The sequence below is a fragment of the Saccharopolyspora cebuensis genome (genome assembly GCF_039542665.1).
Classification (GTDB): domain Bacteria; phylum Actinomycetota; class Actinomycetes; order Mycobacteriales; family Pseudonocardiaceae; genus Saccharopolyspora; species Saccharopolyspora cebuensis.
Genome location: NZ_BAABII010000004.1, coordinates 221,325 through 244,434, shown reverse-complemented (window position 1 = coordinate 244,434; position 23,110 = coordinate 221,325). Strand labels below are relative to the sequence as shown.

At 73.1% G+C, this 23,110-nt stretch carries 23 protein-coding genes and 1 tRNA gene; 14 read left to right on the top strand and 10 right to left on the bottom strand.

Annotated features, from left to right (window positions below; genetic code table 11):
- Positions 1-4: 4 nt before the first annotated feature.
- The gene (locus ABD976_RS07725) at positions 5-577 is read right to left on the bottom strand and encodes a TetR/AcrR family transcriptional regulator (RefSeq protein WP_345359476.1); all 573 of its coding nucleotides are present in this window, start codon (positions 575-577) and stop codon (positions 5-7) included.
- Positions 578-655: 78 nt separating this feature from the next.
- Between ABD976_RS07725 and ABD976_RS07720 the strand changes: the two genes are divergently transcribed.
- The 4 genes from ABD976_RS07720 to ABD976_RS07705 all read left to right on the top strand — a co-directional run bounded on the left by ABD976_RS07720 (position 656) and on the right by ABD976_RS07705 (position 4,946).
- Positions 656-2,449: an ABC transporter ATP-binding protein gene (locus ABD976_RS07720; RefSeq protein WP_345359473.1), complete on the top strand. Its 1,794-nt coding sequence runs from the start codon at positions 656-658 to the stop codon at positions 2,447-2,449.
- A gap of 39 nt (positions 2,450-2,488) precedes the next feature.
- Complete coding sequence (locus tag ABD976_RS07715; RefSeq protein ID WP_345359469.1) at positions 2,489-3,193, top strand: SRPBCC domain-containing protein; 705 nt, start codon at positions 2,489-2,491, stop codon at positions 3,191-3,193.
- A 241-nt stretch (positions 3,194-3,434) separates the two neighbouring features.
- A complete protein-coding gene (locus tag ABD976_RS07710; protein WP_345359466.1) occupies positions 3,435-4,100 on the top strand; it encodes an O-methyltransferase in 666 nt (221 codons plus the stop codon).
- A 51-nt stretch (positions 4,101-4,151) separates the two neighbouring features.
- A complete protein-coding gene (locus ABD976_RS07705; RefSeq protein ID WP_345359463.1) occupies positions 4,152-4,946 on the top strand; it encodes an SDR family NAD(P)-dependent oxidoreductase in 795 nt (264 codons plus the stop codon).
- Between the two features lie 241 nt (positions 4,947-5,187).
- Here ABD976_RS07705 and ABD976_RS07700 read toward each other — a convergent pair whose 3' ends face one another.
- Positions 5,188-5,388, bottom strand: coding sequence for a hypothetical protein (locus tag ABD976_RS07700; RefSeq protein WP_345359460.1), 201 nt, complete (start codon positions 5,386-5,388; stop codon positions 5,188-5,190).
- Positions 5,389-5,523: 135 nt separating this feature from the next.
- Positions 5,524-5,754 (bottom strand): hypothetical protein, encoded by a 231-nt coding sequence (locus ABD976_RS07695; RefSeq protein WP_345359457.1) that lies wholly within the window; start codon positions 5,752-5,754, stop codon positions 5,524-5,526.
- Positions 5,755-6,198: 444 nt separating this feature from the next.
- On the opposite strand from ABD976_RS07695, the gene ABD976_RS07690 reads away from it, so the two are divergent.
- On the top strand, positions 6,199-7,428 hold the full coding sequence (locus ABD976_RS07690) for an MFS transporter (RefSeq protein ID WP_345359454.1): 1,230 nt from the start codon (positions 6,199-6,201) through the stop codon (positions 7,426-7,428).
- On the opposite strand, the gene ABD976_RS07685 is transcribed toward ABD976_RS07690, so the two are convergent.
- Together ABD976_RS07685 and ABD976_RS07680 are read right to left on the bottom strand one after the other, a co-directional pair.
- Positions 7,391-8,572 carry a cytochrome P450 gene (locus ABD976_RS07685; RefSeq protein ID WP_345359451.1) on the bottom strand — a complete coding sequence of 394 codons (1,182 nt, stop codon included), beginning with the start codon at positions 8,570-8,572 and terminating at the stop codon, positions 7,391-7,393. The two genes, ABD976_RS07690 and ABD976_RS07685, sit on opposite strands and share 38 nt — an antisense overlap.
- A 32-nt stretch (positions 8,573-8,604) precedes the next feature.
- On the bottom strand, positions 8,605-9,285 hold the full coding sequence (locus tag ABD976_RS07680) for a TetR/AcrR family transcriptional regulator (RefSeq protein WP_345359447.1): 681 nt from the start codon (positions 9,283-9,285) through the stop codon (positions 8,605-8,607).
- Positions 9,286-9,503: 218 nt separating this feature from the next.
- On the opposite strand from ABD976_RS07680, the gene ABD976_RS07675 reads away from it, so the two are divergent.
- Positions 9,504-9,740 carry an antitoxin gene (locus ABD976_RS07675; RefSeq protein WP_345359444.1) on the top strand — a complete coding sequence of 79 codons (237 nt, stop codon included), beginning with the start codon at positions 9,504-9,506 and terminating at the stop codon, positions 9,738-9,740.
- 192 nt (positions 9,741-9,932) lie between these two features.
- On the opposite strand, the gene ABD976_RS07670 is transcribed toward ABD976_RS07675, so the two are convergent.
- Positions 9,933-10,904, bottom strand: coding sequence for a prephenate dehydrogenase (locus ABD976_RS07670; protein WP_345359441.1), 972 nt, complete (start codon positions 10,902-10,904; stop codon positions 9,933-9,935).
- 127 nt (positions 10,905-11,031) lie between these two features.
- Here ABD976_RS07670 and ABD976_RS07665 point away from each other — a divergent pair, with 127 nt between their 5' ends.
- The 7 genes from ABD976_RS07665 (at position 11,032) to ABD976_RS07630 (ending at position 15,516) form a co-directional block, all read left to right on the top strand.
- Entirely contained in the window at positions 11,032-11,520 is a 489-nt protein-coding gene (locus ABD976_RS07665) for a tRNA adenosine deaminase-associated protein (protein ID WP_345359438.1), read from the top strand.
- Positions 11,517-11,975 (top strand): nucleoside deaminase, encoded by a 459-nt coding sequence (locus tag ABD976_RS07660; RefSeq protein ID WP_345359435.1) that lies wholly within the window; start codon positions 11,517-11,519, stop codon positions 11,973-11,975. The genes ABD976_RS07665 and ABD976_RS07660 overlap by 4 nt, the downstream gene beginning before the upstream one ends.
- 132 nt (positions 11,976-12,107) lie before the next feature.
- A complete protein-coding gene (locus ABD976_RS07655; RefSeq protein WP_345359432.1) occupies positions 12,108-12,686 on the top strand; it encodes an RNA polymerase sigma factor in 579 nt (192 codons plus the stop codon).
- Positions 12,687-12,729: 43 nt separating this feature from the next.
- Positions 12,730-12,814 (top strand) — tRNA-Ser (locus ABD976_RS07650).
- Positions 12,815-13,142: 328 nt separating this feature from the next.
- Entirely contained in the window at positions 13,143-14,063 is a 921-nt protein-coding gene (locus ABD976_RS07640) for an NsdA family TPR-like regulatory protein (protein WP_486374962.1), read from the top strand.
- On the top strand, positions 14,060-15,034 hold the full coding sequence (locus ABD976_RS07635) for a phosphotransferase enzyme family protein (protein WP_345359425.1): 975 nt from the start codon (positions 14,060-14,062) through the stop codon (positions 15,032-15,034). The genes ABD976_RS07640 and ABD976_RS07635 overlap by 4 nt, the downstream gene beginning before the upstream one ends.
- Before the next feature lie 74 nt (positions 15,035-15,108).
- Positions 15,109-15,516: a hypothetical protein gene (locus ABD976_RS07630; RefSeq protein ID WP_345359422.1), complete on the top strand. Its 408-nt coding sequence runs from the start codon at positions 15,109-15,111 to the stop codon at positions 15,514-15,516.
- Positions 15,517-16,493: 977 nt separating this feature from the next.
- Here the strand turns inward: ABD976_RS07630 and ABD976_RS07625 are convergent.
- Complete coding sequence (locus ABD976_RS07625) at positions 16,494-17,003, bottom strand: hypothetical protein (protein WP_345359419.1); 510 nt, start codon at positions 17,001-17,003, stop codon at positions 16,494-16,496.
- A gap of 183 nt (positions 17,004-17,186) precedes the next feature.
- Entirely contained in the window at positions 17,187-17,942 is a 756-nt protein-coding gene (locus ABD976_RS07620) for an SAM-dependent methyltransferase (RefSeq protein ID WP_345359416.1), read from the bottom strand.
- Between the two features lie 200 nt (positions 17,943-18,142).
- Here ABD976_RS07620 and ABD976_RS07615 point away from each other — a divergent pair, with 200 nt between their 5' ends.
- Positions 18,143-18,616: an NUDIX hydrolase gene (locus tag ABD976_RS07615; protein WP_345359413.1), complete on the top strand. Its 474-nt coding sequence runs from the start codon at positions 18,143-18,145 to the stop codon at positions 18,614-18,616.
- Between the two features lie 194 nt (positions 18,617-18,810).
- Here the strand turns inward: ABD976_RS07615 and ABD976_RS07610 are convergent, their stop codons facing one another.
- Entirely contained in the window at positions 18,811-21,486 is a 2,676-nt protein-coding gene (locus tag ABD976_RS07610; protein ID WP_345359410.1) for a DUF6493 family protein, read from the bottom strand.
- Positions 21,483-22,841 carry an SWIM zinc finger family protein gene (locus tag ABD976_RS07605; RefSeq protein ID WP_345359407.1) on the bottom strand — a complete coding sequence of 453 codons (1,359 nt, stop codon included), beginning with the start codon at positions 22,839-22,841 and terminating at the stop codon, positions 21,483-21,485. The genes ABD976_RS07610 and ABD976_RS07605 overlap by 4 nt, the downstream gene beginning before the upstream one ends.
- Between the last annotated feature and the right edge of the window lie 269 nt (positions 22,842-23,110).

Below are 23,110 nucleotides of genomic sequence, written 5' to 3'. Positions count from 1 at the left end.
GCTGCTAGGCGGCGATGGACTTGCGCAGCGTGCGCAGGCAGAGGCTCAGCGCCTGGTGCTTGGTGACGTGCTCGGTGCTGGCGTGCTGCCACGCGGAGTACAGCAGCGACCACAGCAGGTTCTGCACCCACTCCGGCGGCAGCTCCGGGTCGACGGTGCCGTCGCGGTGACCGGACTCGACGAGCTCGATGATCGCGCGGTCGGAGGCGGTGTACTCCGTCCACGCGGCGGACTGGGTGAACTGCGGGTCGCTGAAGATGAGCATGAGGAGGTCGCCCAGCTCGAACAGCTCCTGGCAGAGTCGGCCGAGCGCCTCCGGCGCGGAACCGCGCGCGAGGTGCGCCCGCTCGGCCGCGTCGTCGATCCGCTCCAGCGCGTCCGAGCCCAGGTCGTGCTGCAACGCGGAGCGCTCCGGGAAGTACCGGTGCAGCGTGGTGCGGCCGACGCCCGCGGCGGCGGCGATGTCGCCGAGCGAGGCGGTGGGGTCCTGGGAGAGCACGGTGACCGCCGCGTCCAGGATGGCGCGCCGGGTGCGCGCGCGGGTGGCGGTCTCCAGGGCTCGTTCCGCACTGCTCATGGTCGACGAGCCTAGTGGAGCGTGCCCTTCTGGAAAATCGCTGGACCGGTGTGGAACAGATGTGTTCCACTTCCGGTCATGGCTGCTTCGGAGGGAAACACCGCCGACCGATCCGGTCGGCTGGGCGTGCTGTGGTCGTTCGCGCGACCGCACCTGCGCACGCTCGCGCTCGGGCTGCTCCTGGCGCTGATCGGCTCCGGCATGGGACTGGCCACGCCGATGGTCACCAAGTGGGTGCTCGACTCGGTCGGCGCGGGCAGTTCGCTGGTCGGGCCGATCGCGTCGCTGCTGGTGCTGATGGTGGTCGGCGCGGTGGTCTGGGCCGCGCAGTGGACGATGCTCGGCACGCTCGGGGAGCGGGTGGTGCTCGACGCCCGCGAGTCGATGGTGCGGCGGTTCTTCCGCGCGCGGGTGCCCGCGCTCGGCGCGCGCCCCTCCGGCGAGCTGGTCACCCGCGTCACGTCCGACACGCTGCTGCTGCGCGAGGCCGCCACGTCCAGCGTGATCGGGCTGATCAACGGCGCGATCATGCTGCTCGGCACGTTGGTGCTGATGGCGGTGCTGGACGTGGTGCTGCTCGGCGTCACGGTCGCCGCGGTGGCGGTCGTGGCGGTGCTGTTCGGCGTGCTGATGCCCGCCATCGCCAAGGCGGAGGGGAAGACGCAGGAGCACGTCGGCGCGCTCGGGGGCGCGCTCGAAGGCACGCTGCGCGCGATCCGCACCGTCAAGGCCAGCCGGGCCGAGGAGCGCCAGGCCGAGCGGGTCCTGGCGCACGCCCGGGAGTCCACCCGCAACGCGATCCGGGCGGTGCGCCGCACGGCGGCGTCCTGGACGATCGCGTGGACCGGCATCCAGCTCGCGATCATCCTGATCCTCGGCGTCGGGGCGTGGCGGGTCGGCGCGGGCGAGCTGGAGGTCTCCAGCCTGATCGCCTTCCTGCTCTACGCCTTCGGGCTGATGGACCCGATCACCGAGCTGAGCCAGAACGTCACCGCGTTGCAGTCCGGCGTCGCCGCGGCCGGCCGGATCCGCGAGGTGAGCGCGCTGGAGGTCGAGCCCGAGGGCGGTGCCGCGGCCGGCCGGGAAGCGGTCCCGGACACCCCGGTGCTGGAGCTGCGCGGCGTCACCGCGGCGTACGGGCCGGACGCGGCGCCCGCCGTGCGCGGCGTCGACCTGACCATCCCGCGCCGCGGCCACACGGCGATCGTGGGGCCGTCCGGCGCGGGCAAGACGACGATCTTCTCGCTGCTGCTGCGCTTCCTCGAACCGCAGCGGGGGGAGCTGCTGCTCGACGGCCACCCGTACCCCGAGCTCGGCCACGGGCAGGTGCGCGAGCGGCTGGCCTACGTCGAGCAGGAGACGCCGGTGGTGCCGGGCACGATCCGCGACAACCTGCTGTTCACCCACCCCGACGCCACCGAGGAGGAGATCGACGCCGCGCTGCGGGAGGTGCGGCTCGACGACAAGATCGCCGCGCTGGCGGAGGGCCTGGACACCCCGCTGGGCGAGACGTCGGTGTCCGGCGGTGAGCGGCAGCGGATCGCGCTGGCGCGGGCGATCCTGCGGACCCCCGACGTGCTGCTGCTCGACGAGGCCACGGCCCAGGTCGACGGCCGCACCGAGGCGGCGATCCACGACTGCATCCGCTCCCGGGCGGCCTCGGGCGCGGTGGTCACCATCGCGCACCGGCTGTCCACGGTGATCGACGCCGACACCATCGTCGTCCTGGAGGACGGGCAGGTCCGCGCCCGCGGCAGCCACGAGGAGCTGGTGGCCGCCGACCCGGTGTACCGGGAACTCGTGGAGGCGCTGCGGATCGCCGATTCCGGCGCGGAGCCCGTTCCGGTCAGCGCATCCGCCGAACTCCGGTGACCCTGGGAGGTGAGCCACCGAACCGAGAGGGGACCACCGATGATCGACTTTTCCGGCGAGGCAGCGGCCACCCGGCGCCAGGTGCACCAGCAGACCTTCGGCGACGACGAGCGGGTGAGCATGTTGCTCCGGCGCAGGTTCGCGGCGCCGCTCCGGGAGGTCTGGGATGCGGTGGCCGACCCGGAACGGCTCCGGAGCTGGTTCCTGCCGGTCCACGGCGACTTCCGCGTCGGCGGCTGGTTCCAGCTCGAAGGCAACGCGGGAGGTCGCATCCTCAAGTGCGCACCGCCGCGCCGGCTCAAGGTGCTGTTCGGCTCCGAGGACAGCGTGCTGGAGTTCCGGCTGTCCCAGTGCGACGACACCACCGCGCTGGAGCTGGAGCACTCGGTGCCGCTGGCCGTGGCGGGCAGCGGTGCTGGTGCGCTGTTCGCCGGCCCCGGTTGGGACGCCACCCTGCTCGCGCTGGACCTGCACCTGCGCGGAGAACCCGTGGTCGACCCGATCCGCTGGCAGCGCAGCGAGGAGGGCCAGCGGTTCTCGCAGCAGATGATCCGCTCGTGGGTGGCGGTGATCGGCTCCTCCGGCACCGCCGACGGGGACGCCATCGCCGAGGCGCTGCGGGAGGCTTCGGCGCAGTGGACCCCGGACCTCGTGGGCCGGGACCCGGTGCTGAGCTGGTCGGGCCGGATCGTCCCGGAGCAGACCCGGGGCGAGCGGCCCACCGCGGACCTCCACGTGGACTGAGAGCCCGCGCGGAGCGGGCGACGCCTGCCGCGCGGCGCTCCGCCGCGTTGTCTCCGCGGCTCCGCTGGGAATCCTGCGGCAGCCTCGCGGCTCGTCCACGTGGACAGCGCCGCACGACGGACACGCTCACGACGGCAGTCCCGCTCCGCGCGAACTCCCCGCGTCAGCGAACTCCCCGCGTCAGCGAGCGCACCGCGGCCCGCGCCTGCGATGGTGGTGGGGGACGAGCCGGGAGGTCGGGATGGACCAGGAGCAGTGGACCGCGGTCGACACCTACATCGCGGACCGGCTGGCGCCCGCGGACCAGGCGCGGGACGCCGCGCTGCGGACGGCGGCGGAATCGGGGCTGCCGCCGATCGCGGTCTCGGCGGCGCAGGGCAAGCTGCTGCAGGTGCTCGCCACGTCCGTCGGGGCCCGGTCGATCCTGGAGATCGGCACCCTGGCCGGGTACAGCGCGATGTGGCTCGGCCGCGCGCTGCCGCCCGGCGGCCGGGTGACCACGGTGGAGGCCGACCCGGTGCACGCGGAGGTCGCGCGCGGCAACCTCACCCGCGCCGGGCTGGCCGAGGTCGTCGACGTGCGGGTCGGCCGGGCGCTGGACGTGCTGCCCGAGCTGTCCGGGCCGTTCGACTTCACCTTCATCGACGCCGACAAGGCCACCATCCCGGAGTACGTCCGGTGGGCGCTGGCGCTGAGCCGGCCCGGCGCGCTGATCGTCGTGGACAACGTGGTGCGCGGCGGTGCCCTGGCCGACGCCGACTCGACCGACGAGGCGGTCGCCGGGGTCCGCCGCCTGCACGACCTGCTCGCCGAGGAACCCGGGCTGCTCGCCACCACGGTGCAGACGGTGGGGGCGAAGGGTTACGACGGTTTCACCCTTGCCCTGGTGCTGCCCGCTGACCGATGATCGGCGCAGTGGCCGCCTCGCAGCGGCGGCGGCCGTCGGCAGGAGGTCAGCATGGGGATCGCGGGCGGCGCAGCGGCCGACCTGTTCCGGCTCGACGGGCGCACCGCGGTCGTCGTCGGCGGCGGTAGCGGGCTCGGCAGGGCCGGTGCGCTGGGGATCGCCGGGTGCGGGGCCCGGGTGGTGATCGCCGACCTGGACACCGAGGGCGCGCGGCGGACCGCGGAGGAGATCGAGTCGTCCGGTGGTTCCGCGACGGCGCGGGAGCTCGACATCCGCGACGGGGCGGGCATCGCCGCGCTCGCCGAGGCGGAGCCGACCGCCGACGTCCTGGTGATCACGCCGGGCATCAACGTCCGCAAGCGGCTGGTGAACACCGTCGACGAGGAGTTCGACCGCGTCGTCGAGGTCAACCTCAAGGGCACCTACCGGCTGGTCCGCGACTTCGGCGCCCGGATGGCGGCGCGCGGGCGCGGCAGCATCATCACCTTCGCCAGCTTCCGCGCCGAGGTCGTCGAGCCCGGCCAGGGCATCTACGCGGCGACCAAGGCCGGGGTCGTGCAGCTCACCAAGGCGCTGGCCGCCGAGCTCGGCGGCCAGGGCGTGCGGGTCAACGCCGTCGCGCCGGGTCCGTTCGAGACCCCGCTCACCGCGCAGATCAAGTCCGACCCCACCTGGTACGGCGCCTACGCCGACAAGACCGCGCTGCGCCGCTGGGCCGCGCCCGACGAGATCGCCGGAGCCGTGGTCTACCTGGCCTCGGACGCCTCCTCCTACGTCACCGGCACGCTGCACCACGTCGACGGCGGCTGGACGGCCATCGACGGCCGCTTCGACCCCTCCCTCTGACGGCACCCGCACCCCCGCCGGACGAGGCGCACCCAGCGGGCCAGGGTCCACCACCGAACACGAACAGGTGCGGCCGGCACGTGGTAACCCAGGTGAGGGGCACCTTCATCCGACTGTGCCGGATGAAGGTGCCCCTCACTCATGACCCGTTCCGGTGAAGCGCTCGGGCGGCCGTGCCGGGTCCGGACGTGGTCCGGCCCCGCCGCCCGGGGAGGCGGCGGGGCCGGACAGGTCCCTCGCGTCAGCTGATGCCCGCGATGTTGACCTCTTCGTGCTCGTGGTTCTCGCTGTGCTCGTGGTTCAGGTGGTTGCACGAGAGGATCTTGCAGATCTCGGTGTTCGTCCAGTCCCATCCCCCGGACGCGGAGGCCAGACCAGCGGAGGACAGGGCGAGGGGCAGCGCGAGGGCGCCGACGAGAGCGGCACGGGAAAGCGGACGCATGTGCGTTCCTTTCGTCGAGATATCACCAATGCTGCGGTGCGATCAGGATCACCGCAGAACCCTGTCTACCGCCCCGCCGATTTCCCCGCCGTGCGCGGAACCCCCTTTCACCTCAAGGTGTTCACTCCGGTGAATTCAGGTGGCGGGCACGGTTTTCGCACGGTGCGTCATGGTGTGACCCGTTGGCCGGACCACGTGCGGGTGCCATTGTCCTGAAAGGAATTCGAATTCCTGGGTGATCGCGGAGGAATGCGCGACCGCGCCATTCGAGAAGGTGATCACCGACTCGGTTCCCGCGGCCGGAATCGCGACCGCCTGCGGCGTGCCACCGGAGCCGCACCGCCCTCGCGCGCTCGATTCCGGCACCCGCCCACATCTCCGGATGAGTCGTCCGGATCGGACCCGGGCGCCCGATCTGCGACCCCGCTGCCCGGTCGCGGCCGGAGCACCGGTGGCGCGGCGGACCGCGGGCACGTCGAGCCGCGCCACCGGGTGCCCGCGAACCGTCGGCCACCAGCGGCGGCTCCGGCCGCGAAGGCGGGGCTGCGGGCGGCCCGCGGGGGCTCGACCACCGCCTCGGCTCGGCGGGCCGACCGCTGGATCCGGTTGCGGCGAGCCGTTTCCGGGTACGGCGTAACGGCGCGCCCGCGCGAGACGAAACTCCGGGTGCGGCCCGTCGCGGCCGTGCTTGGTGGCCGCCCCGGGTCTGGTCCTCTCGACCGGCCGTCCGACGCCACCGCCAACCGAACACCCACCGCGTCCGCGTGGGCGGTTCTCCGCTTCCCGGCCATTTCCACCGAGGGGATCTCCTTGTCCTTCCGGCTGCTCGTGCTCGCCGTCGGCACGTTCGTGATCAACACCGGCTCGTACCTGGTGGCCGGGGTGCTCCCGGCCATCGCGGGGCAGGTCGACGTGCCGGTCACCACGGCGGGCCAGCTCGTCACCGTGCACGCGCTGACCTACGCGATCAGCGCGCCCCTGCTGTCCACGGCCGTCGGTCGGGTGGAACGACGACGGGTGCTGCGGCTGTCGCTCGCGCTGTTCGTGGTCGGCAACATCGCGACCGCCCTCGCCCCGGACTTCGGCAGCCTCACCGCCGCGCGGGTGCTGGGTGCGCTCGGCGCCGCCCTGTTCACCCCGACGGCCGTGGTGATCGCCGCCGACCTGGTGCCGCTGGAACGGCGCGGGCGCGCGGTGTCGATGGTGCTGGCCGGGTTGACGCTGGCCACGGTGATCGGCGTGCCGCTGGGCGTGCTGGGCGAGCCGCTGCTGGGCTACCGCGGGCTGTTCTGGTGCGTCGCGGTGCTCGGCCTGCTGGCCGCGGTGCTGCTGCGGGTGCTGCCGGAGGTGCCCGCGCCCGCCCCGGTCGACGGCCGCAAGCGGCTGGCGGTGCTGCGCGGCCGGACGGTGCGGCTGGTGCTGGCGGTCTCGGCGCTGGCCTCGCTCGCCGACTTCGCCGCCTACACCTACGCCGCACCGATGCTCTCCGAGCTCACCGGCGCCGGTGCCGGGGCGCTGAGCGCGCTGCTGTTCGGCTACGGCGTGGCCGGGGCGATGGGCAACGCCGTGGTGGGGCGGCTGACCGACCGGTTCGGCTCGGGCGTCGGGATCGTCGCCTCGCTGGTCGCGCTGGCGACCGGGCTGGTGCTGCTCCCGGTGGCCGCCGGGTCGGCGGTCGCCACGGTCGTCGTGCTGGTGCTGTGGGGCCTCGGCGGCTGGGGGATCATGCCCGCCGTGCAGCACCGCCTGCTCGACGCCGCGCCCGGTTCGGCCTCGGTGCTGATCGCGGTGAACTCCTCGGCGCTGTACCTGGGCATGGGTCTGGGCGGCATGGCGGGCGGCGCCGTCGCCGGGCAGTGGGGCTGGGGTGCCCTGGGCCCGGCGTCCGGGGCCGTCGCGGTGCTGGCACTGGCCCTGTTCGGCCACCTGGTGCTGCGCGCCGCGCCGACCCCGGAGCCGGCCGCGGAGCCGACCCCGGAGTCGACCCCGGAGTCGAACTGGCTCAGCGGGTCAGGAGCGGCAGCCGACGCACCCCGGTGAGGTTCGGGCTCCCCAGGAACTCCGGGCGGTCGTCGGGGTCGCAGCGCAGCGCCGGGAAGCGGTCGAACAGCATGTTCAGCGCCACCCGGCCCTCCAGCCTGGCCAGCGGGGCGCCCACGCAGAAGTGGATGCCCCGCCCGAAGCCGAGCTGCGGGTTCGGGTGCCGGTGCACGTCGAAGGTGTCCGGGTCGGCGAACTGCGCGGGATCCCGGTTGGCCGCCGCCAGCCACGGCAGCACCACCTGGTCGGCCGGGATCACCTGCCCGCCGAGGACGGCTTCCCGGGTGGTCGCCCGGGAAGCCGCCGCGAACGGGCTGAGGAACCGCAGCGACTCCTCGATCGCCGCGGGCACCAGCGAGCGGTCGGCCCGGACCTCGGCGCCCTGCTCCGGGTGCGCGTCCAGGCACAGCACGGTGTTGCCCAGCAGCATGGTGGTGGTGATGTGCCCGGCGATGAGCAGCACCATCGCGAAGTTGACCACCTCCGCCTGGGTGAGCCGCTCACCGTCCACTTCGGCCGTGACCAGCTTGCTGAGCAGGTCCTCGCGCGGGGCGCGGCGGCGCTCGGCGACGTGCTCGCCGAGGTAGGCGGTGAGGTGGCCGACCTGCTCCAGCGCGTCCTCGAACTGCCGGGCCTGCTCCTCGGACGGGTCGACGAGGGAGAACTTCTGGGTCTGCGCGAACATCGCGTCCACCCACCGCTTGAACAGGTGGCGGTCGTCGGTGGGCACGCCGAGCAGCTCGGCGATGACGATCACCGGCAGCGGGTAGGCGAGGTCGTCGACCAGCTCGGTGCGGTCGGTGATGCCGTCGAGCAGTTCGGCGGTGACCTCGGCGATGCGCGGTTCGAGGTCGGCGACGACCTTCGGGGTGAAGGCGTGCGAGACCAGCTTGCGCAGCTTCTGGTGCTCCGGCGGGTCCAGCTGGGGCAGGTTGCCCTCGGTGAACCCGGCCGCCTCGGGGATCAGCCGCCCGGTGTCGGAGGAGAAGGTCGCGTGGTCGGAGAGCAGTTCGACGGTCTCGGCGTAGCCGTAGACGTTCCAGACGCCAGTGGTCGCGTCGTACTCCACCGGTCGTTCGGGTCGCTCGCCGCGCAGCCAGAACTGCGCGTCGTGCAACCCCCAGGTGTCGGCGAGGCTCGTCATGGTGGGTGCCCCTTCTGCTGCGGAGGGCGGGATCAGCCGTCCCCCTCGTCGGTCCCGTAGATCCACTCGTGTTGGAGGTCGGCGACCTCCCGGTAGAGCGCGGCGAGTTCGGCCGCCGCGTGCCGGACCACCTCCGGTTCGGGATCGGTGGTGGGTTCGAGGGCCCGCCGCAGCGTGCGGGCCAGGGCGTCGGCCTTGCGGTGCTCGTCCAGGTCGTGCGGGTCGGGCGCGAGGGTGTCGACGGTGAAGAAGCCGCCGACGACGGCGCCGTAGGCGTACTCGGCGTCGGGGAAGTCCGCGCGCAGCAGGCCGTGGTCCCGCATGAGGTCGAAGTACCGCTGCCCGTAGAGGATCTGCTCCTGGCGCATCGAGCCGGTCTTGAGCGCACCGATCAGGTCCGCGTCGCGGCGGACCACCGCCCGCATCAGCGGTCGCTGCTGGATCGCCAGGTAGGTCCGCCGCGCGAAGCGGTGCGGTCGCACCTCGCCCGGGTCCTGTTCCAGCGCCTTCACCAGTTCGTCGATCACCTCACCCGCGTTGCGCAGGATCAGCGCCTGGAACACCCGCCGCTTGGTGCGCCAGTGCAGGTAGACGGTGCCCTTGCCCACCCCGGCCCGCTCGGCGACGTCCTCGACGGTCACCTTCCGGTGGCCGTGGTGGAGCAGCAGCTCCCCGGCGGCGTCGAGGATCCGGTCGGCGCGGGCGCGGGTCATGCGGTGGCTCTCCCTGATTGGTGACTGGCTGATTGGTGACTGGCTGACTGGTGACTGGATGACTGGATGACTGGATTTCGAATCTGGTCATCAGAAGGTAGTGCTCCGCCTGGAGCGGTGACAAGGCATCACCCGGAAGTTCGCTCAGCGGGCGCTGTCACCGGATCGGAGCTAATTTCGGGGGGCGACACCAGTCGACGAGCGAGGAGGGAGCGGTCGTGAAGCTCAGGGACCTGAAGGACAAGCTCACCCACCTCGGGCGCCAGCACCCGGAGCAGGCCGAGCAGGGCGTGGACCGGGCGGCGGGCGCCGCGAAGGAGCGCTTCGGCCACGGTGAGCAGATCGACAAGGCCGCGGAGAAGGGCAAGGAGCAGTTCCGGGGCCCCGACGCACCGCCGCAGCAGCGGGGCGAAGGTGGTCCGCCGCCGCCGGAGGGCGGTCCGCCGCCGCGCTGAGTTCCGCCGCTGGGCCGGGGCTGGCGCGACCGGGTCGGATGAGGGCCGTCCCGCGCGACAGGGGCCGCAGCGGGCCCGGGGGAGGGGCCGCCTCGTGCACGGGGGCGGCCCCTCCGCACGTCATCCCCGAGGTAGCGCCACGGCCTGCGCGGCGGAGCCGCATGCGGTGAAGGTCCCGTCAGGCGTGCGCGCTCACTCCGGCACTTCGACGGTGGCGCCGGTGCCCTCCAGCGCCACCACCCGGCCGCCCCGGTCGCCCAGCTCGCGCAGCTCGGCCAGCGCCTCGGTGCCGTCCACCGCGTGCTGCCGCCGCCCGCGCCGCTCGGCGCCGAGCCCGGTCAGCGCGGTGCGCGCGGCGTGCCCGGCTTCCACCGTGGACTTCAGCGATCCGCTGGAGGCCAGCGAGCCGCGCGCCGCGCCCAGCCGGCCCAGCGCGTCGTCCACCGCGTCCAGCAGCGCCACCCGGTTGCCCTCGGTCATCGCCTGCACCAGGTCCGGCGGCGAGCCGGCGACCCGGGTGCCGTCCCGGAACGACCCGGCGGCCAGCGACAGCGCGAGCGCTCCGCCGTCGGAGCCGACCGCGGCCAGGATCGCGGCGAACACGTGCGGCAGGTGCGACACCCGGGCCACCGCCGCGTCGTGCAGCCCCGCCGAGGTCGGCACCACCTGAGCCCCGCAGTCCAGCGCCAGCGCGGCGGCCTCCCGCCACGCCTCCGGCGTCGTCTCCTCCTCGACCACCACCGCCCAGGACGCCCCGGTGAACAGCTCCGCCGACCCGGCGTCCCACCCGGAGGTGGCGGTCCCGGCCATCGGGTGCCCGCCCGCGTAGCGGGCGCCGGGGACCAGGCTCCGCACCTCGGCGGCCACCGGGTCTTTGACGCTCACCACGTCGGTCAACCACACCTCCGGGGCGTGCCAGGCGACCAGCCGGAGCACGTCGCGGACCGCGGTCAGCGGCACGGCGAGCACCACCAGCGCGTCCTGCTCGGCGGCCCGGCGCAGCGCGTCCTCGGCGGACTCCGCCACGTCGTAGCCGTCGGCCCTGGCCGCTTCGGCGTCGGCGGCCGACGTCGTCGCCCCCCAGCCGGGGCGCCCGGCGGCGACCGCCGCCCGCAGCACCGATCCGCCGATCAATCCCAGTCCGATCACGCACACGGCACGCATTCGGCCATCCTGCCCGAATCCGCGCCGGAGTTCGCGCGCACCCGGACGGGCGTGAATCCGGTCCCAGCTTGGTGACGAGCGGGCACTAGTGCTTTCGGGTGGCCTTGCCACGCTCTACGGTGGTGCCATGACCGTGCAGGACCCGGTTGCGGGATTCGCCGTCGCCGTGGTGCGTGAAGACGGGCGCTGGCGTTGCAGCCCGCTGGACCGGCCGGTGCTCACCGGCGTCGACGCCACCATCACGGCCCTGCGCGGACTGCGGTCGCCCGGCGCGTGCTTCGGCATGTGCAACGTGGACGACGAGTTCTTCGTGCTGGTCCGGCCGGTGCCCGGCGGTGCCGACCTGCTGCTGTCCGACGCCGCCGCCGCGCTCGACTACGACATCGCCGCCGACGTGCTCGACCTGCTGCGGATCGAGCCGCCGGACGAGGACGACGACGAGGTGTGGCCGGAGGGCAACCTGGCGATCCTGGAGGACCTGGGCCTGCCCGAGGGCGAGCTGCTGGTGATCATCGAAGAGGTCGACCTCTACCCCGACGAGCAGCTGGAGATGATCGCCCAGCGCTGCGGTTTCGGCGACCAGCTCGCGGGCGTGCTGGAGAAGCTGGACACGTGAGGTCCGACGACGCGGCCCTGGTCCGGGCCGCGCTGGTGGCCGCCGAGGGGGCGCCCGCCACCGGGGACGTGCCGATCGGGGCGGTGGTGGTCGACGCCGACGGCCGCGAGCTGGCCCGCGCGCACAACCGGCGCGAGGACCTGGCCGACCCCACCGCGCACGCCGAGGTGCTGGCGCTGCGGGCCGCCGCCCGCGCGCACGGCGACGGCTGGCGGCTGGACGGCTGCACCCTGGCGGTGACCGTGGAGCCCTGCACGATGTGCGCGGGGGCGCTGGTGCTGGCCCGGGTGTCCCGGGTGGTGTTCGGCTGCTGGGAGCCGAGGACCGGCGCGGTCGGCTCGCTGTGGGACGTGGTCCGGGACCGGCGGCTCAACCACCGCCCGGAGGTCGTCGGCGGGGTGCTCGCCGACGAGTGCGCGGCGGCGCTCGCGGAATTCTTCGACGATCACCGCTGATTTTCACCCGGTCGAGTGGCTTGTCCACGGTGGAAGCGGGAACCCGGGCTATGACGATCCAGGGGTCCGCCGGGCGCGGACCCGTCGGACCTCAGCCGTCGGATTCCAGCCGTCGGTCATCAGGGGGTGCGCGTGCAGCCGACCGATCCCGAGGCGGGCCCGCCCGACGCCGTCCTCGCGGCGGCCATCGCCGGGGGCGACGCCGTCGCCTTCGAGCGGCTGGTGACCCGGTACTCCGGCCGGGTGCTCGCCATGGCGCTGCGGATGCTCGACGACCGCGCCGAGGCCGAGGACGTCGTCCAGGACGTGTTCCTGACCGTCTGGCACCGGGTGGGCGAACTCGCCGAGCCCGGCGCGCTGCGCGCCTGGATGTTCCAGATCGCCCGGCGGCACTGCCTCATCGTGCTGCGCAGGCGGCGGACCCGGCGCACCGTGCCGGTCGACGCCCTGCCCGAGCACCGGGCGGTGGTCGCCGGGGGAGCGGTGCCCGACCCGCAGCGCGCCGCCGAGCTCGGCGCCGGGGTCGGCGCCCTGGGCCGCGCGCTCGCCGGACTGCCCAGCGGCCAGCGCGACGTCTGGCTGCTCGCCGAGGTCGACGGCCTGTCCTCCGGTGAGATCGGCCGCCGCGTCGGCGCAGGTGAGCAAGCCGTCCGGGGGAGGCTGTCCCGGGCCCGCAGCCAGCTCGCCGACCTGATGCGCGCCTGGCGCTGACCCCCTCCCCGGATCGAGCGAAGCGTCCGTTACGCTTGTCGGCGGTAGCGTGTCCGAGCGGCCTAAGGAGCGCGCCTCGAAAGCGCGTGAGGTGAGAGCCTCCGTGGGTTCGAATCCCACCGCTACCGCAGGTGAGAGCCGGGTCCCGCAGCAGCGGGGCCCGGCTCTTCTCATGCGGGTCTCATTTCGGGTCTCAGTTGGCTACTCAGACGGGCGTCGGCACCCCGCCGGGGCTGTCATCCCCGTCCTCCTCGTCGCCCTCCGGCGATGCCCAGAAGAAGCCGCCGACGCGGTCCGCGATCGAGGTCGTCAGCTCCGGGGTCGTGTGTTGTTACCGCTTGGTCATCGAGGCTTGCGACCAGCCCATGACGTCAATCACCGCACGGGACGGCACGTTGAGGAGCAGCATGGTCGCTGCGGTGTGTCGAGCGTCGTGCAGGCACCGAGCCGACTCCGGTGCCCTCGGTGGTGGGGGCCACGGAGGTGGCCGAGGTGCGGGCCGCGGCGCAGGCCTTCGGGAGTTGGGATGCCCGTTACGGCGGTGGTTTCGTCCGGGAGGCGGTGATGGCGCAGCTTCGGTTCGCCGTGCAGCTCCTCGGTGCCCGGTGCCCGGAGCGGACTCATGCTGAGCTGTTGTCTGCGGTGGGCTACCTCGGGCACGTCACCGGGTTCATGGCCTTCGACGCCTACGCCCACGATGACGCGCGCCGGATGTTCCGGTTCGCGCTGGGCTGCGCCGAGGAAGCCGGTGACTGGCCGCTGCGGGCGAAAATCCTGTCGTCGATGGCGCGACAGGCGATCTGGTGCGGTGACCCCGACGCCGGGCTGACCTTCGCCGAGATGGCCCTGGTCCGCGCGGACCGGCTCACCGGCACAGCACAAGCGATGCTGCACACGGCCCGGGCGCGGGCGCTGGGCAAGCTCCACCGGTTCCAGGAGACCGCGATGGCCGTGGGCAACGCCGATGAGGCCTTCGCGCGCGCGGAACCGGCGAACGATCCTCCGTGGATGGCGTACTACGACGCTGCCCAGCACGCGGGCGATACCGGGCACGCCCTGTGGGAGCTGGCCGTCCAGGGACGTTTCGTCACTGACGCATCCACCCGGCTGGAGACGGCGGCACGGGGACATGGGGACGGGGCGGCGCGGTCCCGTGCGATCAGTCAGACCAAGCTCGCTTCCCTGATCATGGTCACCGGTGATCCGCTCGAAGCCGCGGCGCTGGGTGCCCGGGCGTTGGCAGCAGCGACGCCGATCAAGTCGCGCCGGGCGGCCGATGATCTCCGCGTGCTGAGCGGGTACGCACGCGCCCACCAGGACGTCGGCGAGGTCACCGAGCTGCGCGGACGGATCGAATCGGCGGTGGCCACGGTATGAGTGCCGCAACGGTGGAAGTGCTCCGGCAGGTCTGCGACCAGGTCGAGCTCGACCACAGGGAGGCCGAGCTGATCCGGGCAGGCGAGAACACGATCTATCGCCTTCCCGGCGGGGTCGTCGCCCGCATCACCCGTGCCGGCCAAACAGCAGCGGCCCAGAAGGAACTCCAGGTCACCCGCTGGCTGACGAGCCTCGGAGCCCCCGTCGTGCGCCCATGGGGAGACCTGAAAGCGCCGGTGGTCGTCGACGACCGTGCGGTGACGTTCTGGTGCGAACTCCCACCACACGAACAAGGCACCACAACCGACGTCGCACGGCTCGTCCGTGAGCTGCACAGCTTCGAACTACCCACCACCCTGGCGTTGCCCGAGCTGGCGCCTTTCGTCCACCTGGCCGAGCGCATCGAAGGCACAAGCTGGCTCGCTCCCGCAGACCGCACCTGGCTGCACGAGCGCCTGTCAGAGCTCCAAGCGGCCTACGCCGAGCTACCGGCGGGCATCCCGTGGCGCCTGGTCCACGGAGACGCATGGCGCGGCAACGTCGCCGCCACCACGACCGGCCCTGTCCTGCTCGACTTCGAACGCTGCGCCTACGGCCCACCGGAATGGGACCTGGTCTCCACCGCCGTGTCCCACGTGACCACGGGCTGGCTCGACGCGAACACCTGGGCGGACTACTGCCGCGCCTACGGCCACGACGTCACCACCTGGGACGGCTTCCAAGTCCTCCGCGACATCCGCGAACTCCGCATGACCACCATGGCCGCCCAAATCGCCGAAACCACCCCCGGCCGCCCGCGACCAGTTCACCCACCGCCTCGCCTGCCTACAGGGACTCAACGGGTCTCGCCCGTGGTCAGGGTGGCGACCGGTGCCGTGACGAGCCAGAAGCAACTCGGTAGTCCAGGCTTGCGCTATGCCTCTGTGGCCGTGGCGCGAGGACGTGGACAGATCGATCACCTCTGCGAGTGATGGCGGGCCCCATCGCTGATCGCTACTCTCGGCGTTCGTAATATCACGCAAGGTGACTATGCAAGGAGAAAGTTTTGAAGTTCAATCCGGGCCTCATCGTTGGGGCTCTCGTGGCTGCGCTCGCTGCCACGGCTGGCCTCGGCGGAGTCGCTCTTGCCGGCACCCCTCAGGCGCCACTGCACGCTCCCTATGCACAGGCCGCTGCGGTGGTGAAGGCCGACGCCACCGTGGTGCGCGCCAAGGGCGTCGTGCAGGTGGATAGGGTCAATGCCGGTCGCTACTGCGTGACGATCGCCGACGGAATCGACTGGGCCAAGAGCACCCCCCAGGCGACCATCGGCCCCGGAGGAAAGTGGAACGGAGAAATCCGGGTAGCCGCTGAGCCCTCCAAGGTCTGCGGCAAGGATCCGCGCAAGCTGGGCGTCTACACCGGCGTCAACGGCGCATACGCGGATCAGCCGTTCAACGTCCTGGTGCCCTGACCAAGTATTGAGACGGGGTGTGCCCGGCACCGGCAGGTCCGCGGGCCGGGCACACCCTGGTGCGAAGCACTGCACACTCACCGGCGTGCTGCGGTCTGAGGACCAGTCGTCGGGCCTATGCCCCGTTATTGGCAGTGGCTATGCACGCTCCGGCTCCGTCGTTTACGCATGTCGAACCGGGTCCTGGTCGGCGACCCGAGGCGCCTGCTTCTACCTGTGAGTGAGGCTCCAAGGCCAGCCTTCCTGCCGTCGGCTGGTGCCGAAACCCTGCTCTGTGCCAAATCCGTGCCCAGATTTGCCCCGCGATCGGCATTCTTCCTGCTCACGGCGTTATGCCATGCTGACTGTAAATCAGCCACCGCAGGTATCGGAGTTCCGAGTCTTTCTCTTGCTACGCCAGCCGGGACGGTCAGGCGGCTGCGAAGACGCGGTCGCCGGGCCGCTCGGCGCACTGAGCGTCGGGCCTGTCGACCGTTGGCCGCCGCGCGAGCTGAGTGGAAGTGGCACTGTCGGTGTCTGGAGGCGGTGTAAACGCAGCTCGAAGCTGGGTCCTGCCGACGTGCTTAGTCTCATTCTTAGTCTCATTCACCGCCGTTCGCGCCTATTCAGCGGCGTGCGGCGAGGCTTGTGACCAGCGCGTACGTACCGGCTGAACGGCACCGAATGGCCGGTCGCAGGCCTTGAAAGCGAGCGTCTTGTCCGGGTCTCAGTTCGGGTCTCGTTCGCGAACGTTCGCCGAGGGCCAGCGGGGACAGTACGGCGTTCTGACCAGCCCACACGCACGGGCTGGACCCTGGTGAACACCCGGTGGCAGACCTCGAAAGCGCGTGAGGTGAGAGCCTCCGTGGGTTCGAATCCCACCGCTACCGCAGGTGAAGAGCCGGGTCCCGCAGCAGCGGGGCCCGGCTCTCTTGCGTCCGGTCGCAGTTGCCGCTCAGCGAGGCGTCCGGGGGCAGGTGCTGTCCGGACCAGCGAGCTCACGACCACCCGCACGCGGTGTTCAGATCGTCCAGGTCGGCGCTCAGCTGGTCCGACGCCACGCGGTAGGAGGCCACGTCGGATCGGTTGGCGGCCCTGCTCAGGGCCTTGGAGTCGGCGGCGAGGGCGTCGAGCGCCGCCTCCACGTCGGAGTCCTCCGCCTCGGTGGAGTCGGAGGCGAACGCCGAGGCCATGTCCGCGAGGATCCCGGCGGCCGTCCCGTGGTCGTTGTCGGTGGGGATGAGGTCCCCGTACGCGTGGATGGTGTCCGACGCGGCCTCGCACCCGGGGTCCTCGGTCGACTCCTCGGTGGTGTGGTCGGGGCTGTAGTCGTACGTGGGGGTTGCGTAGGCGGTGTTGGCCGAGGTGGCTTGAGCGGACTCCTCCGGAGACGTGGCGAAGATCCGCTGCACGTCCTCGACGTTGTTGATTCCGAAGAACGCCAGCACCGCGAGGACCGACCCGGCGATGCCGAGCCACGTCACGGCCTTCTTGCTGTCGTCCTCCACGCCGCCCCCATCCCGCCCCCGGCGAAGAGATTACGGAGATCCGGGTGCCGTCAACAGCAGTTCGGGAAATTCTCCTGACCACCGGGTCCGGTGGGCGCGACCTTCGGCCCTCGTCGCGGTCGTTCAGCCCGGTGGCGGCGCGGCGAGGACGCGCGGGGCCGGTCCCGCGCGTCCTCGCCGGGGTCAGCGCGCCATCAGGGCGAAGACTCCCCAGCCGAGGTGGTCGCGCCCGTACCGCGCGTAGCGGGCGGGGGCGGTGGTGAGCTCGGCCCGCACGTCGGCCGCCAGTTCGTCGTCCGGGTTCCGGTCGAGCCAGGTGCGGAGGTTGAGCCACTGCGCCGCCCGGTAGCGGTCCCAGCCGTCCTGGTCGGCCAGCACCATCTCCACGACGTCGTAGCCGAGGTCGCCGAACTGCTCGATCAGCTCCGGGAGCGGCCGGAAGTCCTCCTTGCGGGTGGCGTCGCAGCCCTCGACGGTGTCCTGGTCGGGCGGGTCCAGGCGCCAGTACGGTTCGCCGATCAGCATGAGCCCGCCGGGTCGGAGGCTGCGGTCCAGCAGTTCGACCGTGCCGGCCACGCCACCGCCGATCCAGGTGGCGCCCACGCACGCGGCGAGATCGACCGGTGCGTCCGCGACGTGTCCGGCGGCGTCGCCGTGGACGAAGTCGACCCGGTCGGCGACGCCGAGTTCGGCGGCGCGGGTTCGGGCGTGCTCGGTGAACACCGTGCTGATGTCCACCCCGGTCCCGGTGATGCCGTGGTCGCGCGCCCAGGTGCACAGCAACTCGCCCGATCCGCTCGCCAGGTCGAGCGCGCGCGTCCCGGGCGCCAGCCTCAGCGCCTGGCCGAGGGTGGCGAGCTGGTCACCGGTGAACGGGTTGTGGATGTGGTGGCTGCTTTCGCGAATGGTGAAGATGCGTGGAAGGTCCACAGTGCGCATTCCTTGCGTTCGATGAGGTCATGGCGCTCGCGGAGGACAGTCGACCGGGGTCGACCGCCGTTGCCCGGACCGTCATCAACTCACCTCGCTGGAACGCGCGTACCTCGAACGCCGCTGAAGTTAGAACCCTCCGGGCCCGCGCGTCCACCGATTTTTCGCCGACCGCACGGGGTCGCCGTGGCGTGGGCCATGATGGGCCGGTGGGCGGAACGCGGCGGGGGAGCTTCCGGTTGGCGGCGTACGCCGTGTGCGTCGAGGACGGGCGGGTGCTGCTGATCCGCCACGCGTCGGGGGACTGGTCCTTGCCGGGCGGTGAGGTCGAGCACGCGGAGGACCCGTTCCACGCGGTCGTCCGGGAGTTCGCCGAGGAAACCGGCTGCGACGCGGTGGTCGAACGCCTGCTGGGCGTGGACTCGCGGGTGATCCCCGCGGCCGAGGCGCGCCGGGGGGTCGAGCACCAGAACGTCGGCGTCTTCTACCAGGTGCGCATCGCCGGCGGCGCGCTCCGGCCCGAGCCGGGCGGTGCGACCGTCGAGCCGGTCCGGACCCCGATCCCCGAGGTCGCCCACCTGCGCCGGTCGTCGCTGGTCGACGTGGGCCTCGCCCTGGCGCGGGACCTCCCGGCGAGCGGCCACGTCGCCGCCGTCCCGGTCGGCGACCTGATCCGGCACTGAGGCGCCCGTCGGCTCGGCGGAGCGGGGAGTGCGGGCGCTGCTCGCCACCCCCGACGACGTGCTGCCGTTCGCCCGGGGCGATGGCCCTGCGCGCGGCGAGCAGGGGCCTGGAGTTCCCCCCGCTGCCGGGTGATCCGCCGGATGCCGAGAACCCCCGGGGGCGCGCGGGGGTTCTCGGCGGAGAGGTGCGTGCGCTAGCTCAGCACGTCTCGCAGGGCGCGGGCGTTCTTGAGCAACTGGCTGGAGCCCTTGCGGGCGGCGAGTTCGGTGACGGCGGGGAGTTCGCCGGTGGCGCCGCAGCGGGCGGCGCATTCGGTGGCCAGCGCGAGCAGGGGTCCCGCGCCGCGCACCGGGGTGCTGGTGAGCAGGCCGGGCAGGGCGGCCCCGAGGATCGTCCAGGTGGTGCGGTGGGCGCCGGTCTCGGCCGCGGCCCGCAGCGTCTCGTGCACCCGGTTCGCCATGCCGAGCCCGCGCAGCAGCACCGCGAGCTGCTTCCCGAGCAGCCCGGCGTCCAGTTGTTCCCGCGCGGCCAGCACCAGCAGGGCGTCCACCGTCGCGGTCCGGTCCTGCTCGAAGGTCGTCGCCATGCTCCGCGCCACCGCGCAGTGCACCGCGAATCCGGCCGGACCACCGGATTCGGCGAGGTGCGGCAGGAGCCGGGGCCACCGGCGGACCCCGTAGCCGAGCCCTTCGAGGTAGCCGCGGGCGGCCAGCTCATCGCGGTGGTGCGGGAGCTGGGCGACCCAGAACGGTGCGGGCGGCCCCTCGCCGGCCCGGGCCTTCGGCCCGACCAGGTCCGCCGCGACCGGGGGCAGCGGCGGCTCCGGCTCCACCCCGGGGTGGGCCGCGTCGCACCACCGCTCGCGGTAGGAGGTCTCGTCCTTCGCCACGTCGAAATCGGCCCACCACGGCGGTGTCGAGTCCTGGTGCGGCAACCCGCCGTCGCGCAGCCACCGCGCGAGCCGCCGCCCGGCGTCCGAGCGCAGCTCCTCGGCGGCGCGCAGGACCTGCTCGTCCGCGGTCGGGGTGACGCGCAGGAGGGCTTGGCCGAAGTCGACCTCGGCCGGGATCACGTCGAGCCGTTCGCACTCCGCCACCCGTTCCACCAGCACCCCGGCGTCGAGGGCGCCGGTGGACAGCGTCGGCACCGCGAGCAGGAAGGGCTGCGCGCCGGACTCGACGATCCGCATCGCCTCGACCAGCCGCGCCGCCAGCATGGCCTTGGCCTGGTTGTCATCGCCGAAGTTGTAGCGGTAGGCCCAGTGGTCCCGGGACTGCACGGCCCATTCCCGAGGCTCGTCGCCGCGCACGAACCGGGCCACGTCGTAGACGTCGCTCTGGGTGCCGCCGATGCTGCGCGGGTCCCGGCGCACGACCGGTTCCAGGGCCGCGGCGAGGGCGGCCCGGTCGCGGGCGGCGTGCCGGACGAGCCCGTCGAGGGCGCGTTCGAACGGCACCACGTCCCAGTTGTCGGCGATGACGGCGGCGACCTCCTCGGCGACGTCGAGGGGCGTGCCGAGCGGTCCGGGCACCGGCTGCGGTTCCGGCACCGGCGGCAGCACCTCGACGTACGGCTCGGTGGTGTCCTCGGAGCCGAGGAGTTCGGCGGCGCGGGGGGCCAGGCTCGCGCCGAGGGCCCCGGCGGCGGTGCGCAGCTCCGGCAGCACCGCGTCCCCGGCCTTGCGGAGGTGGCGGCCGACCAGGGCGAGCGCGCGCTCCTGGAGCACCGGCTCGTGGTTGTGGAAGGTCAGCGCCGCGTCGCGCACCACCTGGTCCACCCGCTCCGGCTCCCGCTTGGCGACGCGGTCCAGCCAGGTGAGCTGGGCGCGGACGAGCTTCTTCTCCGGGCGCGGCAGGACCCGTCGGCAGGATTCGGAGAAGTCCTCGGGCGCCAGCAGTCCGGCGCCGTCCAAGCCGATGAGCACCTCTTGGGCGTGGGTGGCCACCGGTAGCGACCGGTCCAGCAGCGCCAGGTGCTCGCGGGTGCGCGGGGCGTTGTCGGCGGGCGTGGGCAGCAGCGCGCGCAGGTAGGTCAGCGCGGGCTCGGTCTCCGTCCGAGTGCCGTCGTCGAAGAGGCGGGTGAGCTGGGCGTCGACGATCGCGGCGAGGTCGTCGGCCAGTGCGACGCGCTCCTCGGCGGTGAGGGCCAGCAGCTCGAACTGGCCCACGTTCACCCTGGCGAGGAAGCGGTTCTCCGCCTGCGCGTCCCGGACCAGGTCGGCCATGATCCGGCGGAGCAGGACCCCCCGATCGACCAGGCCCTCCGCGGCGAACCGGACGAACCTGCGCAGCCAGGCCCGGACGTCGACCCCGGGCCGTTCCAGGGCCAGCGGCAGCAGCGACGCGGTGCGCTCGTCGGCGCGCAGCCCCGCCAGCACGTCCTCGTCCGGTGCGGGGAAGTACGTGTTGGGCAGGCTGATGTGCTTGGCCAGCCAGGCCGTGAGGAACGCGTCGCAGGTCGGCATCGGCATGCCGGTCGTGTCCACGATGTGCTCGACCACCGGGAACCAGTGGTCGTCGTGGTTGTGCGCCCCGTCCCGCAGCCGCTCGACCAGCTCGGTCCGCCAGGCGACCGGGTGCAGGTCCGCGACGGCGGGCAGCCAGCGGCCGCCGTCGGGCACGGCGCGGAACGGGATGAGCAGGTCCGCCGCGGTCCCCGGTGCGATCCCGCAGCCCAGGGTCGCGGCGAGCCAGGTCTGCTTCTTCTCGATGCCCCAGCCGATCGCCCAGGTGCTGTCCTGCTCGGCGGTCGTCCGCGCGGCGAGCAGCCGGTCACCGCAAGCGGTGTCGCGCTCCTCCGGCGGCAGGTCGGGCAGCGCCCGCAGCACCCCGTCGAAATCGGCCGCTTCCACGAGTTCCAGCAACTTCACCGCGTCTCCTCCAGGATCATCCCGGCGGCGAGCACGTGCGCGCACGGCCCCCGCCCGCCTCGGTACTTCGCCCACCACAGGCAGGTGCAGCTCAGCGCTCCCGCGTCGTCGCCGCGGACGAAGTGCGCGTGGTCCTCCGCACCCACCGAGAACACCGCGCCCTCGCGCCGGACCGCACCCTCGGCCACCAGCGCCCGCGCGCGCCGCAACCGGGGGTTGCGCGTCTCCACGGCGCCCGCCGAGAACGGCAGCGACCGGTGGAAGTACGCCTGCTCGGCGAGGTCGTAGCCGATCTGCCCGGACGTGCCGAGCACGGTCAGCGCCGCGCGCACCCGCTCCGGCGGCAGGTCGGCCTGCCGGGACAGCGCGGCCACGTCGACCGCCGGTTCCCAGGCCAGCAGCGCCGAGACGAGGTCCGCGTCCTCGGCCGCCGCGCCGCCCGCGAGGTCGTGCAGCACGCCGCCCTCGCCGGAGAACCCGCGCGAGGCCTCCGGCGAGAGCATCAGGGTCAGCCGCATGTGCGGCAGCGCGACCTCCCACGCCACCGCCGTGCTCTCCCCGGTGGCCGGGGCGTGCACCCGCAGCGCGTCGGCGTGCGGGAGCACCTGCCGCAGCGCCGTCAGCCGTTCCGGACCGGGCAGGCAGACGGCGCCGGGGCCGGGCCTGGTCACCGGGCGCAACGTCCGCCCGGCGGGCATCACCCAGCGCGTCGCGCGGGCACCGGACCGCTGGGTCGGCCGCGGCATCGACCGCAGCAGGGCCGCCGCCTCCGCCGCGGGCACCTCCGCGCGCAGCTCGAAACCGGCCCCGAGCACCTGGGCCTCGGCGAAGCCGCGCACCCAGCGCTCCGGCAGCGGGACCTTCTTCTCCACGAACCGGCCGTCGAGGGTCGCGACCGCCAGCTCGTCCGGCCCGACCGCCAGGTGCAGCGGGTCCAGCCCGCCGAGCGCGGCCAGCGCCCGCCGCAGCGGCGGGTTGATGTCCACATTGGTCGTGCCGTGGCCGATCTCGCCGCCGTCGAGCCCGGGCGCGAGCACGTCGAGGCGCGCGTAGACCCCGCCGCAGCCGGAGAACGACTCCATCCGCAGCCGGTCGCCGTTGGCGGTCACCACCGGGTCCAGCGAACGGGCCGCGCTGCGCTGGAAGTAGCGCGCGGAGGCCACTTCGGCGACGGCCAGCAGGGCCGCCGCCGCGGCGGTCGGCGCGGTCAGGAAACCGTCGTAGAACCGGGGATTCTCCACCGCGCCGGCCGGGGTGGCGCCACCGGAGGTCTCCAACGCGAGGGAACGCCCGGCGCCGGAGCCGTGCACGGCCGACGGCCGCACGTAGGCGTAGGACTGCGTTGCTGTTGCCATGCGCGCACCGTACGGTTGATCACCGACAGATCCGGGCGGTTCGCCCGAATTCGAGGCGGGCGCCCGCCGGCGTGCGGCGATCGGTCCGCATCGGACGGAACTCGCCGAGGCCCGCGCGCGGACGGATGAATCATCACGCTTCAGGGGCGTGTTGATCACCCGAAGGTGCGACGTCCGAATCATTGCCGGGTGGTCGCGTCTCTCTCTAGCGTGGAAAACACCGCGAAGATCCTTCGATGCCTGGTGGCGTCGGTCCTCCGCGCGTTCTG

Bases quoted from the DNA above. Each gene is read 5' to 3' on its own strand.
- ABD976_RS07665 (WP_345359438.1), top strand. From the start codon at position 11,032: ATGACCGTGCAGGACCCGGTTGCGGGATTCGCCGTCGCCGTGGTGCGT.
- ABD976_RS07705 (WP_345359463.1), top strand. From the start codon at position 4,152: ATGGGGATCGCGGGCGGCGCAGCGGCCGACCTGTTCCGGCTCGACGGG.
- ABD976_RS07605 (WP_345359407.1), bottom strand. From the start codon at position 22,841: ATGGCAACAGCAACGCAGTCCTACGCCTACGTGCGGCCGTCGGCCGTG.
- ABD976_RS07635 (WP_345359425.1), top strand. From the start codon at position 14,060: ATGAGTGCCGCAACGGTGGAAGTGCTCCGGCAGGTCTGCGACCAGGTC.
- ABD976_RS07700 (WP_345359460.1), bottom strand. From the start codon at position 5,388: ATGCGTCCGCTTTCCCGTGCCGCTCTCGTCGGCGCCCTCGCGCTGCCC.
- ABD976_RS07670 (WP_345359441.1), bottom strand. From the start codon at position 10,904: ATGCGTGCCGTGTGCGTGATCGGACTGGGATTGATCGGCGGATCGGTG.
- ABD976_RS07715 (WP_345359469.1), top strand. From the start codon at position 2,489: ATGATCGACTTTTCCGGCGAGGCAGCGGCCACCCGGCGCCAGGTGCAC.
- ABD976_RS07680 (WP_345359447.1), bottom strand. From the start codon at position 9,285: ATGACCCGCGCCCGCGCCGACCGGATCCTCGACGCCGCCGGGGAGCTG.
- ABD976_RS07725 (WP_345359476.1), bottom strand. From the start codon at position 577: ATGAGCAGTGCGGAACGAGCCCTGGAGACCGCCACCCGCGCGCGCACC.
- ABD976_RS07720 (WP_345359473.1), top strand. From the start codon at position 656: ATGGCTGCTTCGGAGGGAAACACCGCCGACCGATCCGGTCGGCTGGGC.
- ABD976_RS07710 (WP_345359466.1), top strand. From the start codon at position 3,435: ATGGACCAGGAGCAGTGGACCGCGGTCGACACCTACATCGCGGACCGG.
- ABD976_RS07685 (WP_345359451.1), bottom strand. From the start codon at position 8,572: ATGACGAGCCTCGCCGACACCTGGGGGTTGCACGACGCGCAGTTCTGG.
- ABD976_RS07620 (WP_345359416.1), bottom strand. From the start codon at position 17,942: ATGCGCACTGTGGACCTTCCACGCATCTTCACCATTCGCGAAAGCAGC.